Raw genomic sequence first — 26,277 nt, forward strand, 5'->3', positions numbered from 1 at the left:
CCGCTACCCCTCACACCGCCCCTTCTCCTCCCGATCCCGCTCATATCGCCGACCCAGCGGAAACACCGGCAACCAGCGTTCCCGTCGGATCACCCAGCTCTCGTAGGTCGGCATCAGTTGATCGGGTGCATCCAGCGCACCGAGATGCACCTCGATCTCGTCGCCGGTGCGGGCGAACACGGAGGAACCGCAGTGGGGGCAGAAGGCCCGCCCGGCGTAGTGTCGGGTTTCGCCTGCGATGCGGACTGCGGCCTGCGGGAAGATCGCCGAGGCGCTGAACAACGCGCCGTGGTGTTTACGGCAGTCCAGGCAGTGGCACAGGCCCACCCGGTATGGTTGGCCTGTGGCCACGAGGCGGACCTTGCCGCACAAACAGCCGCCGCTGAATCGTGCAGCGTCACCCTCAGCCATTCACCACGCTCCCCCCGTTCACATGAATCACCTGCCCGCAGACGTAGGAGGCATCGTCGCTGGCCAGGTAGACGAAGGCCGGCGCCACTTCGGCGGGCTGGCCAACGCGGCTCAACGGGGTATCGGTGCCGAAGGTGGCCACCTGTTCTGCCGAGAAGGTCGAGGGAATCAGCGGGGTCCAGATCGGGCCCGGCGCCACGCCGTTCACGCGGATGCCCTTTGGCGCGAGGTTGATGGCCAGCGAGCGGGTGAAGGCGGTGATCGCGCCCTTGGTGGAGGAATAGTCCAGCAGGATCGGGTTGCCCTTGTAGGCAGTGATCGAGGTGGTGTTGATGATGGTCGCCCCGCTCTTCAGGTGCGGCAGCACGGCGCGGGTGAGCTGGTACATGCCGAAGATGTTGGTGCGGAAGGTCTTTTCCCACTGTTCCGGGCTGATGTCTTCGAGATTCTTCTGCGGGTGTTGTTCGCCGGCGTTGTTGACCAGGATGTCGATGCGCCCCCATTGCCTGAGGGTTTCCTCGACCACGGTGCGGCAGAAGTCTTCGCCCGCCACGTCGCCGGCGAAGTCGATCACCTCGCCGCCATGCTTCTCGATTTCCTGCTTGGTGACCTCGGCGTCCTGGTACTCGCTGAGGTAGAGCAGCACGATCCTCGCGCCTTCGAGGGCGAAGTGCACCGCCACCGCCCGGCCGATGCCGCTGTCGGCGCCGCTGATGATGGCGACCCGGTCCTTGAGCTTGCCGGCCGGGCGATAGGTATCGGACAGGTAGACGGGCTGCGGGGTCATCTCCTCTTCGGAGCCGGGGCGCTGGTCCTGGTGCTGGGGCGGCAGGGTTTGCTTCTGGTCGGTCATGGCGGGCTCCCCGTTTTGCAGATGTGTTTGGAAACCCGACTGGGATGGGAGCATGGGGTTCGGGGTTGGGGATGCGCGGTGGTCTGGGGCGTTGCGCGCCAGACCAGTGGTTCGGTGCCGGTTGGCGGACAAGAAAGGCGTTGTCCGCCCTACGTTCAGGTACGGGGTGGCTTGGCGCCGAGCTGTTTCCACATCTTCGGCGTGAGGGTCTGGCGGTTGGCGTAGCCGTCCCAGGGGTTGCCGTTGAGCGCGTCGAGGCGTTCGCGCAGGTTGAAAATGGTCCACTGAGCGGCGCCGTGCAGGTCATGCAGTTCGTCGCGGGCAATAGGTACCGATACCGGCAGGCCGGGGCGTGCCCGCACCGAGTAGGCGCACACGGTGCTGGAGCCGCGGTTGTTGCGCAGGTAGTCGATGAAGATCTTGCCGATGCGGTTCTTCGGGCCGGAGGTGGCGCTGAAACGGTCCGGCAACTGCTGCGCCATGAAACGCGCAAAGGCCTTGCTGAACGTCTTCACTTCGTCCCAGCCGGACTTGCGCTGCAGCGGCACGATGATGTGCAGGCCCTTGCCGCCGCTGGTCTTCAGGTAGGCGTCCAGCCCGAGTTCGTCCAGCACCGACAGGCACAGCTGGGTGGCTTCCTGCATGCTGCGCCAGGGCAGCGCCGGGTCGGGGTCCAGGTCGAGCACGAACAGATCGGGGGTTTCGATGGCGTCGTGGGTAGCGCCCCAGGTGTGCAGCTCGATGGTGCCCATCTGCACCGCGCCGATCAGCGCCTTGAGCGAGTCGATTTCCATCAGGCGCGGGTGGCCGGGGTCGAGGCTCTGGTCCAGGTGGCGGATGTTGGGAATCGATAGGCGTTCGGCGTGTTTCTGGAAAAACTGCTCGCCCTCCACGCCGTCCGGCGCACGGACCAGCGACACCGGGCGGTCATTGAGAAACGGCAGGATCCAGTGGGCGATATCGGCGTAGAAACGCGCCAGATCCTGCTTCCTGCCGCCGCTTTCCGGGTCGATGACCCGCTGCGGATTGCTGATCGGCACGCCGGCCACTACGACTTTCCCGTCGCGGCGCGGGGACAGGTTTTCCGCCGGCTGCGGGGTTTCATGGCCGATCTCCCTGGCGGGCTTGTCGCTGCGCAGGGCGATGAAACTGGCCTGGCGCACCACGCCTTCGCGGGTCCACTCGGCGAACTCCACTTCCGCCACCAGCTCCGGCTCGACCCAGTGCACATCGCGGGCATCGGCGCCGGTCGGCGGCTCGTCCAGCGGCGGAGTCGGGCGTTCCCGCTCCTTGAGTCGCGCATGCAGTTCACGCAGGCGGGTTTCGTTGAAACCGGTGCCGACGCGCCCGGCATAGCGCAGCTGGCCCTTCTCGTGCACGCCGAGCAGCAGTGCACCGAAGCCGGAGCGGCTGCCCTTGGGCTTGCTGAAACCGATGATCACGAATTCCTGGCGCAGCCGGCACTTGAGCTTGATCCACTCCGGGGTGCGCCGCGACACGTAGCTGCTGCCGGCGCGTTTGCCGATGATGCCTTCGAGTTTCAGCGCGCAGGCGCTTTCGATGATGTCCTGGGGCGCGGCGCTGAAGTCCTCGGAGAAGCGCAGCGTCGCGCTGCGGTTGTTCTCCATCACGGCCCTGAGGGCGGTGCGGCGCTGTTCCACGGGCTGCTCGCGCAGGTCTTCGCCGTTCAGGAAGGGGGCGTCGAACAGGTAGAAGATGATGTCCTTCGGCGCGTTGCGCTCGAAGGCGTTCTGCAGCGCCTGAAAATCCGGCAGACCGTTGTCGCCGAGCACCACCACTTCGCCGTCCAGCCAGGCGTCACCGCAATCGAGCGTCGCCAGCGCCTTGGCCTGCAGCGGCAGGCGCTCGGTCCAGTCATGGCCGTTGCGGGTGTACAGCCGCACGTGCCGACCCTGCTTGCGCGCCAGGATGCGGTAGCCGTCGAACTTGATCTCGTAATGCCAGTCGCCGGGCGGTGGGCGATCCACCAGGGTGGCCAGGGCCGGCTTGAGGATGTCGGGCAGCGGCACGGCAGGCCCTGCCGGGCGCTTCTTGCGCGGGGCCGGGGATTTCGCCGGCTTGCTCGGCTTGGCCGGAATGCTCGCCTCGCTGAGCACGCTGTCTGGCAGCGCTTCGACGATGTTGTACTCGTCGGCGGAGCGCGCCTGCGGGTCGCGTTCCTTGATCAGCAGCCATTGTTCCTTGTCGCCGCTACCGCGCAGATGGGTGCGCACCAGGGTCCAGTCGCCGGCGAGCTTTTCGCCCTGCAGGCTGAACTTGAGCTTGCCGCTCTGGTAGCTGGCGTGCGGATCGCCATGGGGCTGCCAGATGCCGCGGTCCCAGACGATCACATCGCCCGCGCCGTACTGCCCGGCCGGAATGCTGCCCTCGAAGCTGCCGTAGTCCAGTGGATGGTCTTCCACATGCACGGCCAGGCGCTTGTCGCGGGGGTCCAGGCTCGGACCCTTGGGCACTGCCCAGCTCTTCAGGGTGCCGTCCAGCTCCAGGCGGAAGTCGTAGTGCAGGCGCCGGGCAGCGTGCTTCTGGATAACGAAACTCAGGGCGCTCTTGCCACGCCGCTTGCGCAGGGGCTGCTCATCCGGCTCGGCGGTAATACTGAAGTCGCGCTTGCGGCGGTACTCGTCGAGTTTGCTGTTCATCGCCTCGCCTGCTGGTAATCAGTGGAACCTCTACTGGGCCTTGCGACGTCGGCGCGACGCCGCGGGTTTTTCCTCGCCGTCGTCGCCCGTTTTGCCGCTAGTTTTTTCCTTGCCCTTGGCCGCTCCACCCCGTTCGCTCAGGCTGCGCTTGAGCAGTTCGGTCAGGTCGATGACATCGGCGCTGCGCCGGGTTTCGGCTTCGCCGGGCACGGCCTCCACCTCGTGGATCTTGCCCTTGCGGGCCTTCTCCTCCACGAGATCCATGATCTGGTCCTGGAACTGGTCGCGGTAGTCGTCGGGTTGCCAGTCGCCGGCCATGTCCTCGATCAGGCGTCGAGCCATTTCCAGTTCGCTTTTCGCCAGCGAGGGTTTGGTGACTGCCGGACCGAGTTCCAGGCTGGCCAGGCTGCGCACCTCGGCGGGCCAGCGCAGTTTGACCAGGACCAGTGCGTCCTCAAGCGGCATCAGTGCCGTCAGGTACTGGCGGGTGTGCAGCACCACCCGCGCCAGGGCCACCTTGTCGCTCTGGCGCAGCGCTTCGCGCAGCAGCGCATAGACCTTCTCGCCGCGCCGTTCGGGACTGAGGTAGTACGGGGTGTCGATGTTCTGCAGCGGAATGGCGCTGCGCTCGACGAACGAGAAGATGTCGATGGTCTGCGTGGCCTCCGGATGGGCGGCGCGGATTTCTTCGTCGCTGAGCACCACGTAGCGGCCCTTTTCGTACTGCACACCCTTGACGATGTTCTCGCTGGTGATTTCCTTGCCGGTGACCTTGTTGATGCGCTTGTAGCCGACCGGGTCCATGCTGCGCTTGTCCAGCCAGTCGAAGTCGACGCCCTGCTTCGAGGTCGCGGATACCAGACCGACCGGGATATGCACCAGGCCGAAGCTGATTGCGCCTTTCCAGATTGAGCGTGGCATTGCGGATAACCTCCCCGCTCCCGGCTCCGCTGGCGGTTGACGCTAGTCCCTGTGGCGTTCGCAGCGGTCGACCAGGCGCGGCACGATGTTCAGGATGAACAGCCCCAGCAGCGTGCCCAGCAGGGCAAGGAGCGCACTCCCCAGGCCGGTGGCAATGCCGATGGCGGCGGTGAGCCAGACGCCGGCGGCGGTGGTCAGGCCCTTCACGTCGCGGTCGTTGTCGCTCTTGAGTATGGTCCCGGCACAGAGAAAGCCCACGCCGGCGACGATGCCCTGTATGACGCGGCTCATGGCGTCTTCCTCGGAGCCGCTCAGACTCGGTGCCATGACGAACAGCGCGCTGCCCACCGCGACCAGCATATGGGTGCGTATCCCGGCGGCCTTGCCATGGTGTTCGCGCTCGAAACCTAGCAGCCCGCCGAACAGCGCGGCGAGGGCAAGGCGCAACACGATGCGCGTGGCATGCTCCAGATCGGTGGTGTCGCCTAACTCATCCGCCAGGGTCTCGACGAGCACTGCCCATACGTCCATTCATCATGCCTGTCCATCATCGGGTCGGTAGCGCTTGCTGGCGCAGCGACTGCAGCGCTGGCACAGCAGGGTTTCGGATCCCAGGCGGACACGGGTTGGTTGTGTCCACAGGCAGCCGACAAGCAGGCAACGCAAGCACATGATGACCTCCAGGGCCTGGCCTCTGTTCAGGATCATGGTTTTGGACTGCCGAGACGGCGAGAGGTTTTGCGAAAGGGGTACAAAGGGACGTTGGAGAACCGCATCCGGGGCGGAAGCGTCCAGCTTCCGCCCATGGCACTCAATCAGCTACTGCTGCTGCGACCGCCGCCATGGCTTTGCTGTCCACCCTTTTTGCCTGCTTCCGAGGCGCGTTGCGGGTCATTCTTGAAGTTGCCGCCACTGGCTTGACCGCCTTTCTTGCCAGCTTCGGAGGCCCGTTGTGGATCCTCAGCGAAGTTGCCTTTACCGCCTTGATGCTGAGCCATTTTCGATGTCCTCGTGTTCAGGATTTAATGCGGGCGCTTGGCGCACCCATAGCCTCTGAAAGCGTGATTTCGCGTAAGTTCGAGGTATTTCTATAGCGATTTGTTGTTAAGAGCCTGCCCTGCGTGGCTTGCGGTAACAAGACGACTGGTCGGTTCAGCCTTGTTCCGGCGGCAGGCTGGGACTCACTTTCCAGATATCCGCCGCGTACTCGCGAATGGTGCGATCCGAGGAGAACCAGCCGGCCCTCGCGCAGTTCAGAATTGCCGAACGCCACCAGCGGTCGGGCTGGCGCCAGTATTCCTCGACCTGCAGCTGCGCCGCCCAGTAGGCGTCGAAGTCGGCGCACACCATGAAGGTGTCCTGGTGCTGCAGGCCCTGTATCAGGGCCGCATAGCGATGCGGCTCATCGGGGCTGAACACCCCGCCGCGGATGGCTTCCAGCGCCTCGCGCAGGCGCTCCGAGCCGGCGATCAGGCCTGACATGTCCAGCTCGCCGGCATGGCGGCGCAGGTTCACCTCGTCGGCGGTCATGCCGAAGATGAACATGTGTTCGCGGCCGATCTGCTCGCTCATTTCCACGTTGGCGCCATCCAGGGTGCCAATGGTCAGGGCACCGTTCAGGGCGAACTTCATGTTGCTGGTGCCGGAGGCCTCCATGCCGGCGGTGGAGATCTGCTCGGACAGGTCGGCGGCGGGGATGATGATTTCCGCCAGGCTGACGTTGTAGTTGGGCAGGAACACCACCTTGAGCTGCCCGCGCAGCGTGGGGTCGTTGTTGATGGTACGGGCGATATCGTTGGCCAGCTTGATGATCAGCTTGGCCTGGTAGTAGCTGGCCGCCGCCTTGCCGGCGAAGATTTTCACCCGCGGCACCCAGTCCACCGTCGGGTCGTTGCGGATCGCCTGGTAGAGCGCCACGCAGTGCAGCAGATTGAGCAGTTGGCGCTTGTACTCGTGGATGCGCTTGACCTGCACATCGAAGATCGCCCGGGTATCCAGGTTGATGCCCAGCCATTCCTTGACCAGTCGCGCCAGGGCAGCCTTGTTGCCTTGGCGCATGGCCATGAACTGCTTGCGAAACCCGCTCTTCTCGGCCCAGGCCTCCAGGTCGCGCAGCCGTTGTTCGGGCGCATCCAGTACCGATTCGCCGAGACGCTCGACCAGCAGGCCGGTCAGGGCCGGGTTGGCCTGGTACAGCCAGCGCCGGAAGGTGACGCCATTGGTCTTGTTGTTGATGCGCTCCGGGTACAGCCCGTGCAGCTCGCGGAACACGGTCTGGCGCATCAGGTCGGTGTGCAGCGCCGATACGCCATTGATGCTGTGGCTGCCGAGAAAGGCCAGGTTGCCCATGCGCACCCGGCGTCCCTGGTCTTCCTCGATCAGCGACACGGCGCGCAGCAGGCCGAAATCATGGATGTCCCTGGCGCGCAGCGCGTCGATGTGCTCCGCGTTGATCAGGTAGATGATCTGCATGTGGCGCGGCAGCAGTCGCTCCATCAGCGACACCGGCCAGGATTCCAGCGCCTCGGGCAACAGCGTGTGGTTGGTGTAGGACAGGGTCGCCACGGTCAAGCGCCAGGCCTCGGCCCATTCAACGCCGTGCTCGTCCACCAGCAGGCGCATCAGCTCGGCCACGGCGATGGCCGGGTGGGTGTCGTTGAGCTGAATGGCCACCATGTCCGGCAGGCGTTCCAGCGGGTAGTGGCTGAGGTGGCGGCCCAGCAGGTCCTGCAGCGAGGCGGAGACGAAGAAGTACTCCTGGCGCAGGCGCAGCTCCTGGCCGGCCTCGGTGACATCGGCCGGATACAGCACCCGGGAAATGCTGTCCGCCTTGACCGCTTCGGCCACCGCCCCCAGGTGGTCGCCGGCGTTGAAGCGCTCCAGCTGCAGGTAACGCTCGGCGCGCGAACGCCACAGGCGCAAGGTATTCACGCTGTGGCGTCGCCAGCCGATGATCGGCGTGTCGTAGGCAATCGCCCGAACGGTGTCGTTGGGCAACCACACCTGGCGGCTGTTGCCGTTGTCGCCGGTGCTCATCACGCTGCCGCCGAAGCCCACCGTGTAGCTGACCTCGGAGCGCTCGAATTCCCACGGGTTGCCGAACTCCAGCCAGGTTTCCGTGTGCTCGTGTTGCCAGCCATCGATGAGTACCTGGCGGAACAGCCCGTGCTCGTAGCGGATGCCGTAGCCGTGGGCCGCCACGCCCAGAGTGGCCATGCTTTCCATGAAACAGGCAGCCAATCGGCCCAGGCCGCCGTTGCCTAGCGCGGCATCCGGTTCCAGTTCGCGGATCTCCTCGAAGTCCACCCCCAGGTCGTGCAGTGCCGCACGGGCCGTGTCCAGCAGGCCCAGGTTGCTCAGGTTGTCGACCAGCAGGCGACCGATGAGAAATTCCAGCGACAGGTAATAGACGCGCTTCTCCTCGCTGCGGTCGATCTGCAACGCCGCGTCTTCCCAGCGGTCGATGATGTGGTCGCGCGCCGCCAGCGCGGTGGCTTCGAACCAGTCATGGGGGCACGCCGAGGTGATGTCCTTGCCGGTGGCGTACTTGAGCTTGTCGAGGATGCGCGCGCGAAAGGCCTCCACACCTTCGCTGGGCTGGTCGGCGGGCTGGGACATGGTGCGTTCCTCGCTGCGAATCGGGATGGACTGTCATTCTGAAAGCCGATGCGGGCTGACGGTTCCCGCCCCGCCTGTCCGGCCGGGCAAACCGAGGGCGCGGAGAGGGGATCGAAGGGGTTTGTTCCTGGAGTCACCACCATGCCTCGTGGCAGTAAAGACAAGTACACAGCCAAACAGGAGCGCAAGGCCGAGCACATCGAGGACAGCTACAAGGCCAAGGGCGTTTCCGAGGATGAAGCCGAGGCCCGCGCCTGGGCGACAGTCAACAAGCAGTCCGGCGGCGGCGAGCGCGCCGGTGGCTCCGGACGCAGGAAGAGCGCTGCGGCCAAGGCCGATGATCGTGAGGAATCGGCCCGGCGGGCCGTGGCCACCCGGCGTGGCGTACCCCGTGCCCGCTCGGCGCCTGAGCGGCAGGAGAAGACCCGCGCTCAGCTGATGGAGGAAGCGCGGGCCAAGGACATTCGCGGGCGTTCGACAATGCGCAAGGCTGAGCTGATCGAGGCGCTGAAGCAGACGGGTTAGCTGCGTACCGCCCCGGTGGCCAGCGCGATCTTGCGCCGCGCGGTCGCCGCTTCGCGTTGCAGGAAGGAACCCGAGGCGACGGCGGACAGCAGGATCATCACATCCCCCAGCAACTCGGACATTTCCTCGAAGAACACATGGTGCGGGATGCTGCCCAGCACCTGTTTCTCGAACACATCGCCCAGCAGCAGGAAGCCCAGCCCGCTCAGCAGCAGCAGGCCGGCGCGCGAGCGGGCGAAGTCCAGGCCACAGCGCAACTGCGCGCGAAAGCCGGCGAACAGCGCGCACAGGCACAACAGGATCAGCCCGATCCCCAGCGAGAGGTTGCGGCCGCTACCCGAGCCCAGCAGGATCAGCAGATCCGGAATATCCAGGGTTTCGACGTCGACTTCGCGCAGTACGAAGCCATAGCACAGCAAGGCGCAGAACAGGACCACCAGGCGTCCCGTGCCCTTCTCCCAGATCGCTGTAGCGAGAAACATCAGGCAGGACAGCGCCAGCAGGACGGCCTGCAGGGTTTCCAGGATGCCATTCTCGGCGTAGACATTGACGTTGCCTTCCACGAACAGCGAATAGGTGGCCAGGGCGCCAAAGCCGAGCCAGGCGCCCAGGATAGCCGACACGACTGTCTTCTCATCGAACCTTCTATCGAACATCGCATACCTCATGACTACCCGGGGGAGTACCTGCCCGGATTGGGCCGGTCACTATACTTACAAGGCTTCTGTAGACAATGGACTCGAAATGCTAAGGTGTGTTGCATTTTTGTCTCTTATTGAACCGTCATGAGCAATCTCAGCGATCTCGAACTCTTCGCCCTCACAGTCAAGCACGGGGGATTCAGCGCCGCCTCGCGAGCCGCAGGCATCGAGAAGTCGCGCCTGAGCCGCCGGGTAACGGCCCTGGAAAAACAGCTGGGCGTAGCGCTGCTCCACCGCACCACCCGCACGGTGGTGCTCACCGAGGCGGGCCAGCATTTCCACCGACACTGCCAGGCGACCCTGGAAAGCCTGCGCGCGACCTACGAATGCCTGGCCGAGCTGCAGGCCGAGCCTGCTGGCGTCGTGCGCATCAGTGCGCCGCTGCTGCTCGCCGAAAGTTATCTGGCGCACGTAGTGCCGGAGTACCTGCGTGCACACCCCAAGGTTTCGGTGGTGATCGAGGCCGGTGACAGCGATGTGGATCTGTTCGCCGACCGGGTCGATATCGCTCTACGCGTCATTACGCCAGGCAAGGACAGTGAGCCGAGTGGCGTGGTCATTCGCGAGCTGGGACGGTCCTCGCCGATCCTGGTGGCCAGCCCGGATTTCCTGGCCCGCCATGGAACGCCCCGGTCGATCGACGAGCTGAGCGGGCTGCCCTCCATTTGCCGTCCGGAGGAAGTGTCCCAGGGTTCCGGTTACTGGGAGCTGTTTCGTGAGCGCGCAGTACCGGTGGTGGTTCGCCACAATCCGGCGCTAGTAACCCGGAACATCCGGGTGCAACTGGAGGCAGCGATTCACGGCACCGGGGTCGCTCTGCTCCACGGCACCCTGCTCAAGGCCACCCTTCGCGAGGGCCTGCTGGCACGTGTCCTTCCCGAGTGGAACGGCCGAACCAGTGCGCTGGGACTTGCCTACCCGAGCCCGCGCGGCATGCTGCCTTCGGTGCGCAGCCTGATCGACTTCATTCTGCTCACTCTGCCGGGAGTTCTGGATCAGGATTTCTATGCCGAGGCGGGGCGCGGGCGTTAGGTCGCGTTATCGGTCAGCGCCATCTGCAACCCCATCGCGCAGGCTGTTATCCGGGCTCTCCATCCGCGGGGGCCTGATGGGGACCCTCTAGGGGCGGCTTTACCCCGGCAGGCGGCACCTGCCTGGGCAGCCGCGGCCGTTGCTCAACCGCCAGCCCGCCAAACGACACCGTGGCATCCACATAACGCAGTGCCGACTTCATGTCCTTCCAGCCGACATACTGCATCAGCGCCTTCAGGTCCCAGCCGCTGCCGGCGGCCCAGGTGGCGAAGCCGCGACGCAGCGAGTGGCTGCTATACGCTTCGGCCGGAATGCCGGCCTGCTCCAGGATGCGCCGCAGCAAGGCGATCAGGCTGTTGGGGTTGAGTCCCTCTCCGGCCAGACGCCCCCAGCGGTCGATGCGTCGGAATACCGAGCCGCTGGTCAGCCCGGCGGTACCGATCCAGTCCAGGTAGGCCTGTACCGGGCAGAGCCGGCGCAAGGCCGGCGCCTGATGCGTCACGCCCAGATTGTCTCTGTCGCCCTTGCTGCGCGGCAGGTATAGGGTCATGCCAGAGCCGGCCACCGCCTGGACGTGCTCCACCTGTAGGCGGCACAACTCATCGCTGCGAAAGCCCCGCCAGAAGCCCAGCAACAGCAGCGCGCGATCCCGGCGGGCGCGCAACAGGGCCGCTCGGTTTCCATCCTGAAGGGCCTCTTCTGCCTGGCGTTCCAGATCGTCAGCCACCTGCTGCAACTGTTGCAGCTGCAGCGGCGCAGCCTGCTTTTCCCGGGCTGGATGCAGGCTGCGGATGCCTTTCAGTACCTGGCGTACCAGCGGCGCCTTGGTGGGATCGGGAAAGCCCTGGGTGACATGCCACTGCGACAAGGCCGCCAGACGCAGCTTGAGGGTGTTGAGCGCAAGCGTTCCGGCATGCTCGGCCAGGTAGCGGGCCACGCTGTCACTGGTCGCGGGCAGGAAGCCACCCCAGCTCACCTCGAAGTGCTCAATGGCGGCCTGGTAACTGCGCCGGGTGTTCTCCCGGGTGCCGGCCTGCAGATAGCGCTCGACCTCGCTCATGTCCTCTCCCCTGTACCGCTGTGAGGTCAGCTGTGCCTGAGAACGGCCCTGACCTGTGATAAGCCTCCATTATCTTATCTTTATTCTAGGCTGCATGTTGCGCAGAATATAGCCATACTGGTATGTATTTACGTAATACGTATAAACGCTACGAAATAATAGGAGCACACATGGCACGCAGCGGCATCAACAGGGCACTGGTGCAGAAGGCAAGGGATGCACTGCTCGCCCGTGGCGAGCACCCCAGCATCGACGCCATCCGCGTCGAGCTCGGCAATACCGGGTCCAAGAGCACCATCCACCGTTGCCTCAAGGAGCTGGAGGGTCGGGGGTTGACCATCCAGACCGAGCCTGGCACGCCGATCAGCGAGCGGCTCGGACAACTCGTGGCGCGTCTGGCCGAGGCGCTGGAAGAGGAAGCCGCCGAGGGCGTGGCCGAGGAGCGCGCCGAGCTGGCCCGCGACCGCCTGGAATGGCAGCAGCGCCTGCAGGACAGCGAGGCGCGGGTCAGTCAAGTGCAGGCGCAGCACGGCGAGTTGGCCAGCCGTCTCGCCGAGCAGGGCCAGGTAAACAATCAGCTGCGCGACCAGTTGCAACAACGCGAACTGGAGTTGGCGCGCGCCCTGCAGGCCACCCAGGACCTGCAGACGCGCCTGGAGGACCGCGACGGCCAGATCCGCTCGCTGGAAGAAAAGCATCAGCACGCACGGGATGCGCTGGAGCACTATCGCCAGGCCAGCCGTGAACAGCGTGAGCAGGACCAGCGCCGGCATGAAACCCAACTGCAGCAGCTGCAGATGGAGCTGCGTCAGGCGCAGCAGAGCCTGCTGGTCAAACAGGACGAGCTGACTCGCCTGCACCGGGACAATGAGCGGCTGCTTACCGAGTCTGCGCAACTGCGGCGTGAGCAGGAGCGCCTGTCTGCGGAGTTGCCTGCCCTGCAAGAGCGCCTTGCCCAGGCCGGAACCTCCGTGCAGGTGCTACAGGTGCGCCTGGAGACTGCGCAACAGGAGGTGGAGAAGTTGGGGGTCGCGCGCATGGAAGACGCCGAGCGTTTGCGGCAGGCGCACGTGGAACTGTCTCGCCGAACGGCAACTACACCGGACCTGTACCGGGCTTTGGCGCTACGCCCAGACGACTGCCGCCCCCTGCTGGAGGCGGTCCTGCCACTGGCCACGGATGCGGGCCAGCGTCTGCAGCAGGCATTTCCCAGCGATGCCGAACGCCTGCGCACGGAGCGCGAAACCGAGTTGCATCTGAAAGAGCGCCTTGAAGCCCTGCTGCCCTGCCAGGCGGAAGGCAGCCAGCGGGCGGTCTGGCTGGTAGACGGCTGCGTGGGTGCCGCCTTGCATGGCGGCGCCTTCAGCATCGCGCTGTTGCGTGATGGCAAGCCCGTGCTGGCACTGGTCATGGCGCCGAGCGACGAACAGGGGCAGGCCGATTGCATCGCCTGGGCGTCTGGGCTGGAGGGCTTGCTGCGTAACGGTACTCCGGTGACCTCTGCCCTGCCTCGCCTGCGGCTGGATAAGGGCGCGCAGGTGCTTTCAGATCGGGCGGACGAGCGGCTGCGGCAATGGAGTGCGCCGGCGGAGCTGATGCTGGTGCCGCATCCCGCCTACCGCCTGGCGCGCGTTGCCGCCGGTGACGGGGTATGCGCCTTGGGCAGCCAGAGCGTGCCGCAACGAAGCCTGCGCGCCGCGCTGGCTCTGCTCAAGGCGGCTGGAGGCGTGCTGTTGGACCCCCGCGGGCAATTGATCGAGCCAGGGCGCGAATCCCTGGACGGCTTCTGGGCCGGCGCCTCCAGTGCCTGCGCCCTGCTGGTGGAGCGCAGCCGGCAGGTGCGGCTGCGCTGACGGTTCACGAGGCTTTCTTGAGCCCCTTTTTCATGCTTTCCATCTCCAGTCCGAGTTCTTCGAGGCGCGATTTGCCCAGCAGCTTGGTCGCTTCGGGGAAGAGTTCCCCCTCTTCTTCCTCGATGTGGTGTTCGAGCAGTTCCTTGAGAACCTTCACCCGGCCGGTGAACGGAAGGCTTGCCGGGTCGGTCTGCAACAGGTCCGGCAGCACCAGCGCCTCGACGGTCCGATGCTCCTCGCGGGCCTCGGCATCCATGATGGCGGCATCCTTGCCGCCTGCCTGCTTGTAGGCGGGATAGAAAAGCTGCTCCTCCAGCTGGGTGTGGATGGACAGCTCCAGTTCGATCTTGTGCAGCAGCTCCTGACGGGTCTTCACCGCCCGTTCGGTGGTCGCACTCAGCTGTTCCAGCAGCTTGCGCACGGTTTCATGGTCTTGTTTGAGCAGCTCGATGGCATTCATTCGGTCTCTCCACGTCATATCACCCTCACGGTAGGGAGCAGACCGCCAGGCCACGCCAGCGGTTCGTGTACCGGGATGGATGGCTGCCTCCCGGCCCGGTCTCATGAACCTATCGGTCCCAGGGTCGTCAATCAGTCATCCGTGCTGCGAGGTCAGATCATGCTGAACACGCTGCCCCGACTGCTGCACGCTCCAGCAGGTGCCTGGCTGGATATTCGCAAAAGGGCTGATCGTCACCCGTGGGGGTTCGCGCCCGTCCTGCTCGGACTAGCGCTGTTGCCGGCAATCTGCACCTATATCGGTGCGGTCAAGGTCGGCTGGAGCTTCTTCGGCGAGAACCATGTTCGCTACCTGGACCCGCGCAGCGGATTCAACCTGGCGCTGATGTGCTATCTGGCCTTCCTGTGCGGTGTTCTGGTGATGGCAGTGCTGACCCGCTGGGTGCTGTACCGCACGGCGTCGCGTCCGACGCTGCCGGAAAGCCTGACCTTCAACACCGTCGTGGCCGTACCCCTGATGCTGGGAGGCCTGGCTGCCCTGCATCCGGAACGCTGGCTGTTGCTGATCGTGGCGGTACTGACCAGCGGCGCATCCACGTTCCTGCTATTCGTCGGGGTGCCGGTCTTCATGCGCATGACGCGGCGGGAGTCCCTGTTCTACACCGCCTGCCTTCTCGGTTTCGGCTTCCTGGCGCTGCTGACCACGGCCTTCATGTTCCTGGAGTTCTGGCTGGAGACCTTCATGACCAGTGAGTACCGGACGGAGCCGGCGCTCCCTCTCGACGATTCCATGACCCCATCGCAGGAGAACGCACCATGAAACACCCTTGGTTGCCCGTTGCCGGGCTTTCCTTGTTGCTTACCGCTGCGTCGGCCTGGGCGGATATGAGAGCACAGGACTTCGTCGACAAGGCGTCGGCTGCCGGCATGGCGGAGATCGAAGCTGCCCGTTTGGCCCTGGAGGAAAGCCGTTCCGCGGAGGTAAAGCGCTTCGCCGAGCGGATGATCAAGGATCACACGGCAGCCAACGAGGACCTCAAGGCCCTGGCCAGCCGCAAGCAGCTCGAGGTTGCCGACGCTCCCGATGCCATGGACAAGGCAAAGACCATGCTCCTTGAATTGCGTGAGGGCGAGAACTTCGATGACGCCTACGCCCGGAACCAGGTCAATGCCCATGAGCAAGTGGTCGAGCTGTTCCGAGAAGCGTCGCAGAGCCTCGACGACCGGGAGCTGCAGGCGTTCGCCAAGGAAAAACTGCCCGCGCTGGAGGAGCACCTGGAAATGGCCCGCAAGCTGGCCAGTGACCAATAAGCCCGACCTCCCGCTGGAAACCAGGCGCTGCGTGGGCTGCAGCCGGTCGCTCGGGCCTGGGGAGGCTCAGTCCCCTGCTACAGTGAATGAGTCACTGCTGAATCACAGAGGGACGGCAACATGTCAAAACAAGAAAGCCCTATCGATTACCTGATCGAAGTGCTCTCCAAGGACTACCGGATCACCCGCGAACTCCGACCGGATGCTTCACTGGTCCTGACGCTTCATCGGCGCTCCGACGACCTCCAGGTGCTGCGTCGGGTGGTGACGGCGCAGGAGCAACGCAATCCCGTGCTCATCAACGATGTGCTGGAGCGCGTTCGCCGCGACCTGCTTGCTCACCAGGGTCCCCTGCAGAAAAGCCATATCGGCTACTTCCACAAACGCCTCCAGTTGCCCTACTTCTGATCACCGGAACGGGGCGGTGTGCCGCCCCCATCCGGCCCTTCCTTGGAATCATTCGCCGTCGCGCTTGCCCAACGAGCAGTGTCCGTTAGGAGCGGGACATGCCGCGATCTCCCGAAGCGCCAGAGGATGACTTCAGACCCCGCGATCATCCCGTCGAGGATGACATCGCCTTCCAGCGCAAGGCCTGGAAAGTGGAGCGGGTCGGCTGGGCGTGCCTGCTGGTTCTGGTCGTGCTCGCCCTGCTGGGGTTGTTTTCCAATGGTCCCTTGAGCGACCGACGCCTGACAACGCCCGACGGCACCCTGCAGGTCGATGACCAGCGCTTTCTCCGCCAGGGCGGACGCAGTCCCCTGCGACTTGCCCTGCAGGGCGAGCCGGGCGCCACACTGCAGGTCGTGCTGGAGGCGCCGTTCCTGGATACCCACCGGATCGAGGCGCTTGAACCGCACCCGCTGGAATCGGGTAGCGCACAAGGTGGGCTGCGCCTGGCGGTGCGCGCTGACCGGGACGGCCGCGCAACCCTGCACTTCAGCCTGCGACCGGACCGGACGGGAGCGACCCACCTGACGATACGGTTCGGCGAGCACCGACTGCGGCTCTGGCAGTTCATCTATCCCTGAAGGAGGTGACCATGGACGTGGTGCTGCGTGCGGCATCCCTCTATTTCGCCCTGATGGTGCTGTTTCGCCTGGCGGGGCGCCGCTCGCTGGCGGAGATCACCCCGTTCGACCTGATCCTGCTGCTGGTGATTGGCGAAGCCACCCAGGAAGCCCTACTGGGCGATGACCATTCCTTTTCCAACAGCCTGCTGGCGATCTGCACGCTGGTGGTTCTCGACGTCGGGCTGTCGATGCTCAAGCTGCGCAGCAAGGGGACTCAGCGATGGCTGGATGGCACGCCGACGCTGCTGGTCGAACATGGTCGCCCGCTCAGGGCGCGCATGGTGGAGGCGCGCCTCCAGGATGAGGACATTCTTCAGGCGGCCCGACAGGGCCTGGGACTGGAGCACATGGAGCAGATCAAGTACGCGATCCTCGAACCCAACGGGAAGATCTCGATCATCCCCTATTCGTAGGGGTGGCAATGCCACCACCCCCTCGTCAGACGCTCAGCCGTTGGCCCGCGCCGCGTTGCGCAGGGCGCGCACTTCGTCATGGTTGCGCAGCACGCCTTCATACTGGCGTTGCACAATGGCCCTGACGTCTTCCGGCAGTCCCTTTTCCAGGGCCTTCTGGTAGCTGCGCTTGGCGACATCCTCACCGCGCTCGCACTCGTTGAGGATCGACTCGTCATCCTTGCCGGTGATCAGCGACTTCAGATCGACCCAGCGACGGTGCAGATCGCCGCCAACGCTGGTGTCGGTTTCCGGGTTGCCGCCGCGCTGGCGGACCAGTTGCTGCAGCTCCGCCGCGGCCTCAGCGCACTGCTGCGCACGGGTATGGAACAGGCTCTTGAGCTCGGGGCGGCGGACATCCTCGGCACAGGTACGAAAGCCGGCCTCGCCGTCCTTGCAGGTTTCAATCAAGTCATTGAGTACGGAAACGGTCTGCTTGTTATCGGTCATGGTGCCTCCTGGGAAGTACGTTGCCCTTTCCCTGACTGCTCGCGCGGCCGGCGGGTTCTATGCCCGGGATCACCGGTCAGTCACGTACCAGACGCAGGCGCTCGCCCACCACCATCTCGGTGATCCAGTTGACCAGGATGTTGGTGTACGACTCCTGCGCGACCCTATCGCTGAGCGAATGGTCGGCGGAATCGATGATCCGGTGGCTCAGGGAATGCGCCTGGCGGAAGGCGGTGCGATAACTCATCAGGGTCGCGTGGGGCACGTGTTCGTCATGCTCGGATTCAACTAACAGCACATCGCCGCGAAACTCGGCGCAGGCTCGCAGCGCCCGGTTGTCCGCCACCGGTATCGGATGGCTGCGGTAGTGGGCCAGGTCGGCCTTGTCCAACTGCCGCTTGGGTGTTCCCCACTGGGCGTCCCGGTAGATGGCCGGCACGCGCAAGGCCAGCCATTTGACCGGACGCAGGCTGGTGAGGATGGTCGCCAGGTAGCCGCCATAACTGGTGCCCACCACGGCGATGGCATCGGTGTCGATCGCCGGGTGACCGCGCAGGCGGTCGTAGGCGGCCACCAGGTCGCGCAGATTGTCTTCCCGCGACACCTGGCACAGGCGCGCCTCGGCACTGGCGTGGCCGCGCAGGTCAAAGGTCAGGCAGATGCAGCCGAGCCCGGCGATGCCCTTGGCGCGCGCCAGGTCGCGCTGCTGGCTACCGCCCCAGCCGTGCACGAACAGAACGCCTGGCACATGGGTGCGTGGGGTGAGGAATGTCCCTTCCATGAACTCCTGCTCCACCTGGATCTGGATCGTCTCACTTCGGGCCGTCATAGGGTTCCACCATGGCGTACTTGAGCAAAAAACCCACTTCAGCGTCCTTGCCACGGAAGATCACCGTGGCGTTGGCGGGCAACGGTTTATCCTCGAAACGCTCGAAAGACGAGGCGCGCACTGCACGCAGTCGCGGGTTGTCGATGAAGGCTTGCAGGGCGGCCACCTCGGCGCTGGTGGCGCCGCCGATGCGCCAGGATTGCTCGAGTATCCCGGCGCGCATCTGACCCTGCAGGTCGAGGCCTTGCACCGTGTCGTAGTTGCGCCGCGACGCGAAGAAACCGGGCAGCAAGGCATCCGCCGCTGCATCGAAGCAGCGGGCCTGGGCGATGGCCAGGCGCACGGGGTCGGCCAGGTCCAGCGTAAGCAGCGCGTCGTAATCGCCCTGCACCACCACCAGGTCGGAGCCGCCATAGGCAAGCTCCCCGGCATGGTCCGGCGTCACGTGCTGGGTGCCGAAGTAGCTTAGCAGCCGGCCATCAATGGATAACTGACCGACACTGAAGGTCTGGCATTCGGCCAGGTCCTGCTCGAAGACCACCCCGCCTTCCAGCATCGCGTCTCCATTTGGCTCGCCGAACCAGGCGTGCAGCTCATCCATAGCGGAGATTTGCCACTGTTCCCGGCCGCCGCTGGCCCGCGCCGCCTTGACGCGTACGGTGCCGTGCGGCAGTAGCTGGCGCACAGCCACTTCGGCATCGTCCCGGGAAAACACGCTGAACCCCGGCAGCGCGCACTCGTGCACTCGGGTTGCAAAAGCCTCGCTCCAGCCTTCGGGGTGGATGGCCCGAGGCGAGACCAGCGGATGGGCGATGATCTTGCTGGCCATGAAATCCCGCTCCACATAGCCGCCGAACAGATCGTCCGGCCCGTGCACGTTGAGGGCGCGGGCCTCCTCTGGTCCCTTGAGGGTCTGAGCAGGCACCAAATAACAGCGGTGTCCGGCGTGCAGGCGCGGATCGAAGTCCCCGCCGTATTCCAGACCGCGAATGCTGGCCAGCCAGCGGGCGATGAACCGGGTGGTTTCGCGCTGGTGCCGTGGCGCCCTGGGGTTATTGATGTGGGACAGAACGATCGGCCGTGGGGTGACGGGCATGGCAGTTCTCCCTGCAAGCGGCACGAAAGAGGCTGTGCGTGAGTGAATGACCATGACGACCGGGGCCAGTTCGTCATGGACGGGTCAACGCCGACGATGGCTTGCCTATAGTCAACGGCGATCGCCCCTGGGAGTCACCACCATGCTGAATGCGGCCCTGCAGCGCTTTTCCCGCCTGGAGCTAGTGCCCTCCGCCACCCCGCTGGAACGCCTGGAGCGTCTCTCCGCCCACATGAACTGCGACATCTGGGTCAAGCGTGATGACCTCACCCCTCTGGCCATGGGCGGCAACAAGGTTCGCAAGCTCGAATACCTGGGCGCCGATGCGCTGCGGGCCGGCGCCGACTGCCTGGTGACCGCTGGAGCCATACAGTCCAATCACGTGCGCCAGACAGCCGCTCTGGCCGCCCGGCAGGGCATGGCATGCCACGCCCTCCTGGAGAATCCCCTGGGCGCGACACAGGCCTGCTACCTGGGCAATGGCAACCGACTGCTGCTGGACCTGTTCGGCGTAACGGTAGAAACGGTCGCCACGCTGGGCGATCCGGACGCCCAGCTGGAAGCGCTGGCCGAGCGCCTGCGTGCTCAGGGCAAGCGACCCTATGTGCTGCCCGTGGGCGGTTCCAATGCCTTGGGTACCCTGGGCTATGTGCGCGCCGGGTTGGAGCTGGCGCAGCAGATTCACGCCCTCGGGCTGCGCTTCGCCGCCGTGGTTGTCGCCTCCGGCAGCGCGGGGACCCAGGCAGGTCTGAGCCTGGCACTGGCCCACGGAATGCCGGAACTTCCGGTCATTGGCATCACCGTGTCGCGGCCGGCAGATGCGCAGCGCCCCAAGGTCATGGGGCTGATCGAGCGCTGCGCGGCCCTGCTGGGCGTCGATGTGCCGCACCCGCTACAGGTGCAGCTGTGGGACGAGTACCACGGCCCCTGCTACGGCGAGCCAAACGAGGGAACCCAGGCGGCACTGCACAAGCTTGCGCGGTGTGAAGGGCTGCTGCTCGATCCGGTCTACACCGGCAAGGCCATGGACGGCCTGCTCGACGGCATTGCCCTGACTCGTTTTGCAGAAGGTCCGGTGCTATTCGTACATACCGGTGGTACACCCGCCCTGTTCGCCTATCACCCCGCCGCGGGCTGAGTTTGCTCGCAAGGCCGTCTGTCATTTCAGTGTCATCACCGCGTGGGTTGGGCGAACTTCGTCCGTCAGCGCCTGCCTCACCTTCAACGCGGCCACGGGATCAAGGAAGAGCGGATCAAGTTTTTCCGCCGCTGGCCGCCAATACGGGTGTGGGTCCGTTTCTGACGGCGGCCGGGTTGCGGCAAGCGCAAGGCGGACCTCGCACCAATGGAGGTCGAATGGAAATGGACATGCATTCGCGCAACGCCACCAAGGCCCCTCCCTGGAAGGCTGTCGGTTGCCATCAGCTGGATCGGATACCGCTGATCGAATTCGACACGCTGCTACGCCCCTTCCAGCGGGCCGTGATTCTGGCGACACATCCCTTTGACGAAGTGCTTGCCTGCGGCGGTCTGCTGCAGATTCTCAGCCTGCGCGGTCATGCCCTGCAGCTGATCTCAGTGACTGACGAAGCCTATGGCCCGGACGATCTGCCGCAGGGACGCAGCGTCGCGCAAGCGCTGGAAAATTCCGACTCGCTGCGCCGCCTGGGCATTCCGCCACTGCAGATGAAATGGGTGCGCGGCCGATTTATGCCGAACCAGTTGCGCCCCGACAGCCTGCTGGACTTCCTGCTGCGCTACCTGCGCCCCGGTGACGTGGTCTTTGCCCCCTGGCGGCTGGATGGTGATCCGGACCGCGAGACAGTAGGCCGTGGTGCACACGCGGCTTGCGAAATGCTGGGGACTCGTCTGGTGGAAATGCCTATCCAGGCCTGGCAATGGGCATCCGGCGAGGATGGCAACCTGCCCTGGCGGCGTTCATGCAAGCTGGTACTTGATCATCCGACGCTGGCGCGCAAGCGCCACGCCATCAAATTCCAGACATCCGGACCGATGGACTGGCTTGCGTACCGGTCCGACGAGCGCTGGCATCTGCAACTGCATTACGAGCTGTTCATTCTCTGATCGGGCGTTGGATGCCCCTGCCAAGGAAAGGGCAACTCCGCTAGACTTGCGTTCATTTTTCCGGGCTCGCTTGCCCTTGTTGGAGTCTTCATGGAGAAGCTGAAAACCGCGCCGGCCGTGGATGCCGGACAGCTCAAGGGCCGTACTGGCCTGGCGCGTATTCTCAATGCCACCGGTTATTCGATGGCCGGGTTGAAGGCGGCCTTTACGGGGGAAGCTGCCTTCCGACAACTCGTCCTGATCAATCTGGTGCTGATCCCCCTCGCTTTCTGGCTGGATGTTACCCGCGCCGAGCGCGCCATCCTGGTAGGGGTGGTGTTTCTGGGACTGATCGTGGAAATCCTCAACTCTGCCATTGAGGCCGCGGTGGATCGCATTTCCCTGGACATTCACCCGCTGGCCAAACGCGCCAAGGACATGGGCAGCGCCGCGCAATTCCTGGCACTCAGCCTGATCGCGCTGGTCTGGAGCACCATCCTGCTCTGAGGTCGCGTCCTCGTGTGCCCGATGTCGGGCGCATGAGGCGCAACGTGGCGAAAATACGCCCATTTTTGTTAGTCCGGCGGCGAACGCTCGCCAACTACCTGACTCGTCTGTTCAGCTGAAAACCCGCGCTCACCCTTCGATACGTGCGTTCGCCGCCAAAACGGAATCATTCTCCGCCGAAATCAGGATTAGTTACGGAACCTGGCACAGGCCTTGCGAAATGCACCCGCCCGACCGTGACCGCAGGTTCCGGCCGGAGCTCCTATCCCCAGAACAAAAAAGGAAACTCCGTGATCAAGACAGTCCTGGCCGTCTGTCTCGGCATCGCCACCCTGGCGGGTGCCGTCGAGGCGCAAGCCGATCCGATCCTCATCAAATTCTCCCACGTGGTCGCCGAAGACACCCCCAAGGGCAAGGGGGCACTGCTGTTCAAGCAACTGGTCGAAGAACGCCTGGGCGACCAGGTGCAGGTTGAGGTGTTCCATAACTCCAGTCTTTACGGCGACGCCGAAGAACTGGCCGCCCTGCGTGACAACAAGGTGCAGTTACTGGCCCCCTCGCTGGCCAAGTTCGAGACCTATACCCGCCAGCTGCGGGTCTTCGATCTACCCTTCCTGTTCGATGACCTGGACGCGGTGGACCGCTTCCAGAAGCGCGCCAAGGGGCGGCAGTTGCTGTACTCGATGGAGCAGCACGACATCCTGGGGCTGGCGTACTGGCACAACGGCATGAAGCAGCTGTCCGCCACCCGTCCGCTACGCCTGCCTGAAGACGCAGCCGGTCTGAACTTCCGTATTCAACAGTCGGAGGTTCTGGAGACCCAGTTCAATCAGGTAGGCGCGCTGACCACCCGTCTGGCCTTCTCCAAGGTGTTTGATGCATTGGCCAGCGGGCAGGTGCAGGGAGCGGAAAACCCCTGGTCCAACGTCTACAGCCAGCGCTTCCACGAAGTGCAGCCGTACATCACCGAGAGCAACCATGGCGTGCTGGATTACATGCTGGTCACCAATGCGCGCTTCTGGTACGGCATCCCGCACCGGATCCGCACGCAACTGGAAGCCATCATCGACGAGGTGAGCTATGCGGTGAACCGGGAGGCCGCCCGGCTCAATGCGCTGGACCGGCAGCGCGTGGCGGAGTCCGGGCACAGCCAGATCATCAGCCTGAGCCCTCGAGAACGCGAGGCTTGGCGGGTCGCCATGGAACCGGTGTGGAGGCATTTCGAAGCGGACATCGGCCCCGACGTGCTCAGGGCCGCGCGAGCATCCAATCTGCGCGAGGAGTAGGCCCCGTCGGCAACTAGGGTGGACAACGTGTTCCTTGTCCACCGTTACGCTGAGGTCGCGCTCCGCTGGCGGCCAGACAAAGCGATGCCCTCCTACTTCGCCGCTTTCAAGGCCGCTCGGGGTCGCTCAGTTCCCCACTTTCCCAACCACCACCCAGCGCGGCGATCAGCTGTACGCTCGCACGCAGGCGGTTGCCCAGCAGGCTCAATGCGCTGCGCTCGTTGTTCAGCGCAGCCGCCTGCACGATCACCACACTGTTGAAGTCTACGGTGCCGGCCCGGTACTGGTTCCCAATCAGACGCAAGGATTCGCGCGCGGCAGCCACGGCTTCTTGCTGCAACTGCTGCTCGCGCTCCAGCACACTCAACTCGACCAGGGCGTCCTCCACCTCCCGAAAGGCATCCAGCACCGTCTGCCGGTACTGGGCCACCGTCTGGTCGTAGGCCGCCTCGGCCCGTTCCAGCTCGGCGCGCCGGGCACCTCCATCGAACAGCTCCAGGGCCAACGCCGGTCCCAGGGACCAGTAGCGATTCGGCAGACTGATCCAGTCGGCAAAGCTGCTGCTGCGGTAACCGCCCAGCGCTGAAAGGCTGAGATCGGGGAACCAGGCGGTCTTCGCCACGCCGATGCCGGCGTTGGCTGCCATCACGCTGCGCTCGGCCGAGGCCACGTCCGGGCGACGTTCCAGTAGTTGCGACGGCAGCGCCGGCGGAATATTCGGCAATGCGGGGAGCCCGGTGCGAGCGACAATCGAGAAGCCGGCGGGCGGCAGACCGATCAGCACGGCGATCGCATGCTCCAGCTGGGCGCGCTGCCATTCCAGATCGACGGCCTGGGCCAGGGTGCTTTTCAGCTGGGTCAGCGCCTGGCTGACGTCGGATTTCGGCACGATGCCGGCACGGTACTGGTTTTCGGTCAGGCTCAGCGATCGCTGGTAGGCCTCCAGCGTGGCTTCCAGCAAGCGGCGCTGCTCATCGAGCACGCGCAACTGCAGGTAGTTCTGCACCAGTTCGGTCTGCAGGCTGAGCCGCGCGGCGGCCAGGTCCGCCTGGCTGGCCTGGGCGCTGGCGCGTTCCGACTCCAGGGTGCGACGCAGCCGGCCCCACAGGTCCAACTGCCAGTTCAGGCCCAGATTGGCATCGTAGGAATCCCGTCGACTATCTGACGTCACGCCTTGCTGGGAGCCCGACCCGATGGAGCTGCGCCCGACCTCGGCGCCGGCGCTGACGGTCGGATAGAAGGCTGCGCGCGCGCCGCGTACCAGTGCGCGCGCCTGACGATACTGCGCCTCGGCAGCCGCCAAATTCTGGTTGGACACGTTCAGGCGCTCGACCAGCGCATCCAGCTCCCAGTCGTCGTACAGCGACCACCAGGCACCGCGCTCCAAGGCATCGGCGGGGGCTGCCGGCTTCCAGCCCTGCACCTGGCGGTACTGCTCGGGTACGTCCAGTTCGGGACGCTGGTAATCGGGACCCAGGGCACAGGCGCTAAGGCTGCTGGTCAGCAGGGCGAGGGTCAGAAGTCGAAAGGAAGCGTTCATCAGGCGGCATCCACTGCGGTGTGCACGCGCCGGCGGCCGAAGCGCTGGCGCAGGCGGTCGAAATACAGGTACACCACCGGCGTGGTGTACAGGGTAAGCAACTGGCTGAGCAGCAGTCCGCCGACGATGGCCAGGCCCAGCGGCTGGCGCATCTCGCCGCCTTCGCTGCTGTCCAGCAACAGCGGCACGGCGCCAAGGATGGCCGCCAGAGTGGTCATCAGGATCGGCCGGAAGCGCAGCAGGCAGGCCTCGCGGATAGCGGCCAGCGAGTCGCGCCCCTCGCGTTCCAGCTGCAGGGCCAGGTCGATCATCAGGATGGCGTTCTTCTTGACGATGCCGATCAGCAGGAACAGGCCGAGCAGCGAGATCAGGCTGAACTGACCGCCGGTGAGCTGGATGGCCAGCAGCGCGCCGACCCCGGCCGAGGGCAGTGTGGAGAGGATGGTCAGCGGGTGCACGTAGCTCTCGTAGAGCACGCCCAGCACGATGTAGACGATCACCAGGGCGCCGAGAATCATCAGCGGCTGGCCCTGCTGGGTCTGCTGCAGCATGCCGCCGGTGCCACCGATCAACCCCTGCACCTCGGTGGGCAGGCCGGCCCGCGCCACCGCCTCGTTGATTGCCGCCACGGCCTGATCGGCGCTGTAACCCGGCGCCACCGAGTAGCCGATGCTCTCCGCGGCGAACTGGCTCTGGTGGCTGACGCGGTCCTCTTCCAGGCTGCGCTCCCAGCGCGAAAACGCGGACAGCGGCACGCGGCTGCCATCGGCGGCGATCACCTGCACCCGGTCCAGGGCTTCCGGATGCTGGGCATAGCGCGGATCGATCTCCATCACCACGCTGTACTGGTTGAGGGTGTCGTAGATGGTGGAAATCTGCCGCTGGCTGAAGGCGTTGTTCAGCACGCTGGTCACCATGGCCATGTCCACGCCCAGGCGCTTGGCGGTTTCGCGATTCACCTGCAGGGTGATCTGCTGGGCGCCCTCGCCCTCGCTGGCATCGATATCGGTGAGCTGTGGCAGCGCGCGCAGGGCTTCGCGCACCCGGGGCAGCCAGATACGCAGGTCATCCAGGTCGCTGGCCAGCAGCACGAACTCGTTTTCCGTGCTGCGCTGGCGGCCGCCGATCTGCAGGTCCTGGTTGACCATCATGAACAGCCGCGCGCCGGGGATCTTCGGCAGCTCGCGACGCAGGCGATCGACCACCGCCTGCGCGCCGATGCGCCGTTCGGCCAGCGGTTTGAGGCGCACCATCATGAAGGCGTTGTTGATACCGCCACTGCCACCGATGAAGCCGGCCACGCTTTCCACCGCCGGGTCGGTCAGCACCGCCTGGCGAAACAGTTCCATCTTCGGCTGCATGACCTGGAAGGACAGGCCGTCATCACCGCGGATCATGCCCATCAGCAGGCCGGTGTCCTGCTGCGGCAGGAAGGTCTTGGGCACTGCCACGTAGAGATAGACGTTCAGCGCGATGGTACCCAGCAGCAGGAGCAGCATCAGACGGGTGTGGCGCAACGCCCAGTCCAGGCTGCGCGCATAGCCGGCAAGCACCCTGCCCTGCAGGTGCTTGCCGGCAC

The 26,277-nt window shown here is 65.1% G+C and carries 28 protein-coding genes; 12 read left to right on the forward strand and 16 right to left on the reverse strand.

Going from position 1 to position 26,277, the window contains the following annotated elements:
• Positions 1–3: 3 nt before the first annotated feature.
• From AS93_RS0109030 to AS93_RS0109055, 8 genes are all read right to left on the reverse strand, one after another.
• Positions 4–411: a GFA family protein gene (locus AS93_RS0109030; protein WP_027590318.1), complete on the reverse strand. Its 408-nt coding sequence runs from the start codon at positions 409–411 to the stop codon at positions 4–6.
• On the reverse strand, positions 404–1,264 hold the full coding sequence (locus tag AS93_RS0109035) for an SDR family oxidoreductase (RefSeq protein ID WP_027590319.1): 861 nt from the start codon (positions 1,262–1,264) through the stop codon (positions 404–406). Before AS93_RS0109035 ends, AS93_RS0109030 begins: the two co-directional genes overlap by 8 nt.
• A 155-nt stretch (positions 1,265–1,419) precedes the next feature.
• Positions 1,420–3,924: a DNA ligase D gene (ligD, locus tag AS93_RS0109040; protein ID WP_027590320.1), complete on the reverse strand. Its 2,505-nt coding sequence runs from the start codon at positions 3,922–3,924 to the stop codon at positions 1,420–1,422.
• Between the two features lie 30 nt (positions 3,925–3,954).
• Positions 3,955–4,845 (reverse strand): Ku protein, encoded by an 891-nt coding sequence (locus AS93_RS0109045; RefSeq protein WP_027590321.1) that lies wholly within the window; start codon positions 4,843–4,845, stop codon positions 3,955–3,957.
• Between the two features lie 42 nt (positions 4,846–4,887).
• Positions 4,888–5,376 carry an MgtC/SapB family protein gene (locus AS93_RS0109050; RefSeq protein ID WP_027590322.1) on the reverse strand — a complete coding sequence of 163 codons (489 nt, stop codon included), beginning with the start codon at positions 5,374–5,376 and terminating at the stop codon, positions 4,888–4,890.
• Between the two features lie 3 nt (positions 5,377–5,379).
• Positions 5,380–5,517: a PSPA7_2676 family Cys-rich small protein gene (locus AS93_RS21215; protein WP_139182030.1), complete on the reverse strand. Its 138-nt coding sequence runs from the start codon at positions 5,515–5,517 to the stop codon at positions 5,380–5,382.
• Between the two features lie 143 nt (positions 5,518–5,660).
• A complete protein-coding gene (locus AS93_RS20240; protein ID WP_074467522.1) occupies positions 5,661–5,843 on the reverse strand; it encodes a general stress protein in 183 nt (60 codons plus the stop codon).
• A 154-nt stretch (positions 5,844–5,997) separates the two neighbouring features.
• Entirely contained in the window at positions 5,998–8,463 is a 2,466-nt protein-coding gene (locus AS93_RS0109055; RefSeq protein WP_027590323.1) for a glycogen/starch/alpha-glucan phosphorylase, read from the reverse strand.
• A gap of 141 nt (positions 8,464–8,604) precedes the next feature.
• On the opposite strand from AS93_RS0109055, the gene AS93_RS0109060 reads away from it, so the two are divergent.
• On the forward strand, positions 8,605–8,988 hold the full coding sequence (locus tag AS93_RS0109060) for a Rho termination factor N-terminal domain-containing protein (RefSeq protein ID WP_027590324.1): 384 nt from the start codon (positions 8,605–8,607) through the stop codon (positions 8,986–8,988).
• Here AS93_RS0109060 and AS93_RS0109065 read toward each other — a convergent pair.
• Positions 8,985–9,611 carry a hypothetical protein gene (locus AS93_RS0109065; RefSeq protein WP_027590325.1) on the reverse strand — a complete coding sequence of 209 codons (627 nt, stop codon included), beginning with the start codon at positions 9,609–9,611 and terminating at the stop codon, positions 8,985–8,987. The genes AS93_RS0109060 and AS93_RS0109065 overlap by 4 nt on opposite strands.
• Before the next feature lie 162 nt (positions 9,612–9,773).
• Here AS93_RS0109065 and AS93_RS0109070 point away from each other — a divergent pair, with 162 nt between their 5' ends.
• Positions 9,774–10,721: a LysR substrate-binding domain-containing protein gene (locus AS93_RS0109070; RefSeq protein WP_027590326.1), complete on the forward strand. Its 948-nt coding sequence runs from the start codon at positions 9,774–9,776 to the stop codon at positions 10,719–10,721.
• Positions 10,722–10,767: 46 nt separating this feature from the next.
• Here the strand turns inward: AS93_RS0109070 and AS93_RS19040 are convergent, their stop codons facing one another.
• Positions 10,768–11,781 carry a site-specific integrase gene (locus AS93_RS19040; RefSeq protein ID WP_081798265.1) on the reverse strand — a complete coding sequence of 338 codons (1,014 nt, stop codon included), beginning with the start codon at positions 11,779–11,781 and terminating at the stop codon, positions 10,768–10,770.
• 170 nt (positions 11,782–11,951) lie between these two features.
• Between AS93_RS19040 and AS93_RS20825 the strand changes: the two genes are divergently transcribed.
• Complete coding sequence (locus tag AS93_RS20825; RefSeq protein WP_081798266.1) at positions 11,952–13,634, forward strand: DNA-binding protein; 1,683 nt, start codon at positions 11,952–11,954, stop codon at positions 13,632–13,634.
• Positions 13,635–13,638: 4 nt separating this feature from the next.
• On the opposite strand, the gene AS93_RS0109085 is transcribed toward AS93_RS20825, so the two are convergent.
• Complete coding sequence (locus AS93_RS0109085; RefSeq protein ID WP_027590327.1) at positions 13,639–14,094, reverse strand: hemerythrin domain-containing protein; 456 nt, start codon at positions 14,092–14,094, stop codon at positions 13,639–13,641.
• Positions 14,095–14,253: 159 nt separating this feature from the next.
• On the opposite strand from AS93_RS0109085, the gene AS93_RS19935 reads away from it, so the two are divergent.
• From AS93_RS19935 to AS93_RS0109110, 5 genes are all read left to right on the forward strand, one after another.
• Positions 14,254–14,913, forward strand: a complete 660-nt coding sequence (locus AS93_RS19935; protein WP_081798268.1) for a Yip1 family protein — start codon at positions 14,254–14,256, stop codon at positions 14,911–14,913.
• The gene (locus AS93_RS0109095; protein WP_037008781.1) at positions 14,910–15,404 is read left to right on the forward strand and encodes a DUF4142 domain-containing protein; all 495 of its coding nucleotides are present in this window, start codon (positions 14,910–14,912) and stop codon (positions 15,402–15,404) included. Before AS93_RS19935 ends, AS93_RS0109095 begins: the two co-directional genes overlap by 4 nt.
• A 120-nt stretch (positions 15,405–15,524) precedes the next feature.
• Positions 15,525–15,812, forward strand: a complete 288-nt coding sequence (locus AS93_RS19055; RefSeq protein WP_051587411.1) for a DUF3509 domain-containing protein — start codon at positions 15,525–15,527, stop codon at positions 15,810–15,812.
• Between the two features lie 98 nt (positions 15,813–15,910).
• The gene (locus AS93_RS0109105; protein WP_027590329.1) at positions 15,911–16,432 is read left to right on the forward strand and encodes a hypothetical protein; all 522 of its coding nucleotides are present in this window, start codon (positions 15,911–15,913) and stop codon (positions 16,430–16,432) included.
• Between the two features lie 11 nt (positions 16,433–16,443).
• Positions 16,444–16,887, forward strand: a complete 444-nt coding sequence (locus AS93_RS0109110; protein ID WP_027590330.1) for a YetF domain-containing protein — start codon at positions 16,444–16,446, stop codon at positions 16,885–16,887.
• 33 nt (positions 16,888–16,920) lie between these two features.
• Here AS93_RS0109110 and AS93_RS0109115 read toward each other — a convergent pair whose 3' ends face one another.
• From AS93_RS0109115 to AS93_RS0109125, 3 genes are all read right to left on the reverse strand, one after another.
• Positions 16,921–17,376, reverse strand: a complete 456-nt coding sequence (locus AS93_RS0109115; RefSeq protein WP_027590331.1) for a PA2169 family four-helix-bundle protein — start codon at positions 17,374–17,376, stop codon at positions 16,921–16,923.
• A 76-nt stretch (positions 17,377–17,452) separates the two neighbouring features.
• A complete protein-coding gene (locus AS93_RS0109120; RefSeq protein ID WP_027590332.1) occupies positions 17,453–18,205 on the reverse strand; it encodes an alpha/beta fold hydrolase in 753 nt (250 codons plus the stop codon).
• A complete protein-coding gene (locus AS93_RS0109125) occupies positions 18,189–19,301 on the reverse strand; it encodes a DUF3182 family protein (RefSeq protein ID WP_027590333.1) in 1,113 nt (370 codons plus the stop codon). The genes AS93_RS0109120 and AS93_RS0109125 overlap by 17 nt, the downstream gene beginning before the upstream one ends.
• A gap of 142 nt (positions 19,302–19,443) precedes the next feature.
• Here AS93_RS0109125 and AS93_RS0109130 point away from each other — a divergent pair, with 142 nt between their 5' ends.
• The 4 genes from AS93_RS0109130 to AS93_RS0109145 all read left to right on the forward strand — a co-directional run bounded on the left by AS93_RS0109130 (position 19,444) and on the right by AS93_RS0109145 (position 23,158).
• Positions 19,444–20,439, forward strand: coding sequence for a D-cysteine desulfhydrase (locus tag AS93_RS0109130; protein WP_027590334.1), 996 nt, complete (start codon positions 19,444–19,446; stop codon positions 20,437–20,439).
• Between the two features lie 230 nt (positions 20,440–20,669).
• Entirely contained in the window at positions 20,670–21,386 is a 717-nt protein-coding gene (locus tag AS93_RS19060) for a PIG-L family deacetylase (protein ID WP_162172922.1), read from the forward strand.
• Positions 21,387–21,476: 90 nt separating this feature from the next.
• Positions 21,477–21,872, forward strand: a complete 396-nt coding sequence (locus tag AS93_RS0109140; protein WP_051587413.1) for a diacylglycerol kinase — start codon at positions 21,477–21,479, stop codon at positions 21,870–21,872.
• 293 nt (positions 21,873–22,165) lie between these two features.
• Complete coding sequence (locus AS93_RS0109145) at positions 22,166–23,158, forward strand: DctP family TRAP transporter solute-binding subunit (RefSeq protein ID WP_027590336.1); 993 nt, start codon at positions 22,166–22,168, stop codon at positions 23,156–23,158.
• 106 nt (positions 23,159–23,264) lie between these two features.
• Here the strand turns inward: AS93_RS0109145 and AS93_RS0109150 are convergent, their stop codons facing one another.
• A complete protein-coding gene (locus AS93_RS0109150; protein WP_027590337.1) occupies positions 23,265–24,698 on the reverse strand; it encodes an efflux transporter outer membrane subunit in 1,434 nt (477 codons plus the stop codon).
• A partial coding sequence (locus tag AS93_RS0109155; protein ID WP_027590338.1) for an efflux RND transporter permease subunit occupies positions 24,698–26,277 on the reverse strand: 1,580 nt, incomplete at its 5' end. The genes AS93_RS0109155 and AS93_RS0109150, both read right to left, overlap by 1 nt.

Source organism: Pseudomonas sp. RL (genome assembly GCF_000647775.1).
Taxonomy (GTDB): domain Bacteria; phylum Pseudomonadota; class Gammaproteobacteria; order Pseudomonadales; family Pseudomonadaceae; genus Serpens; species Serpens flexibilis.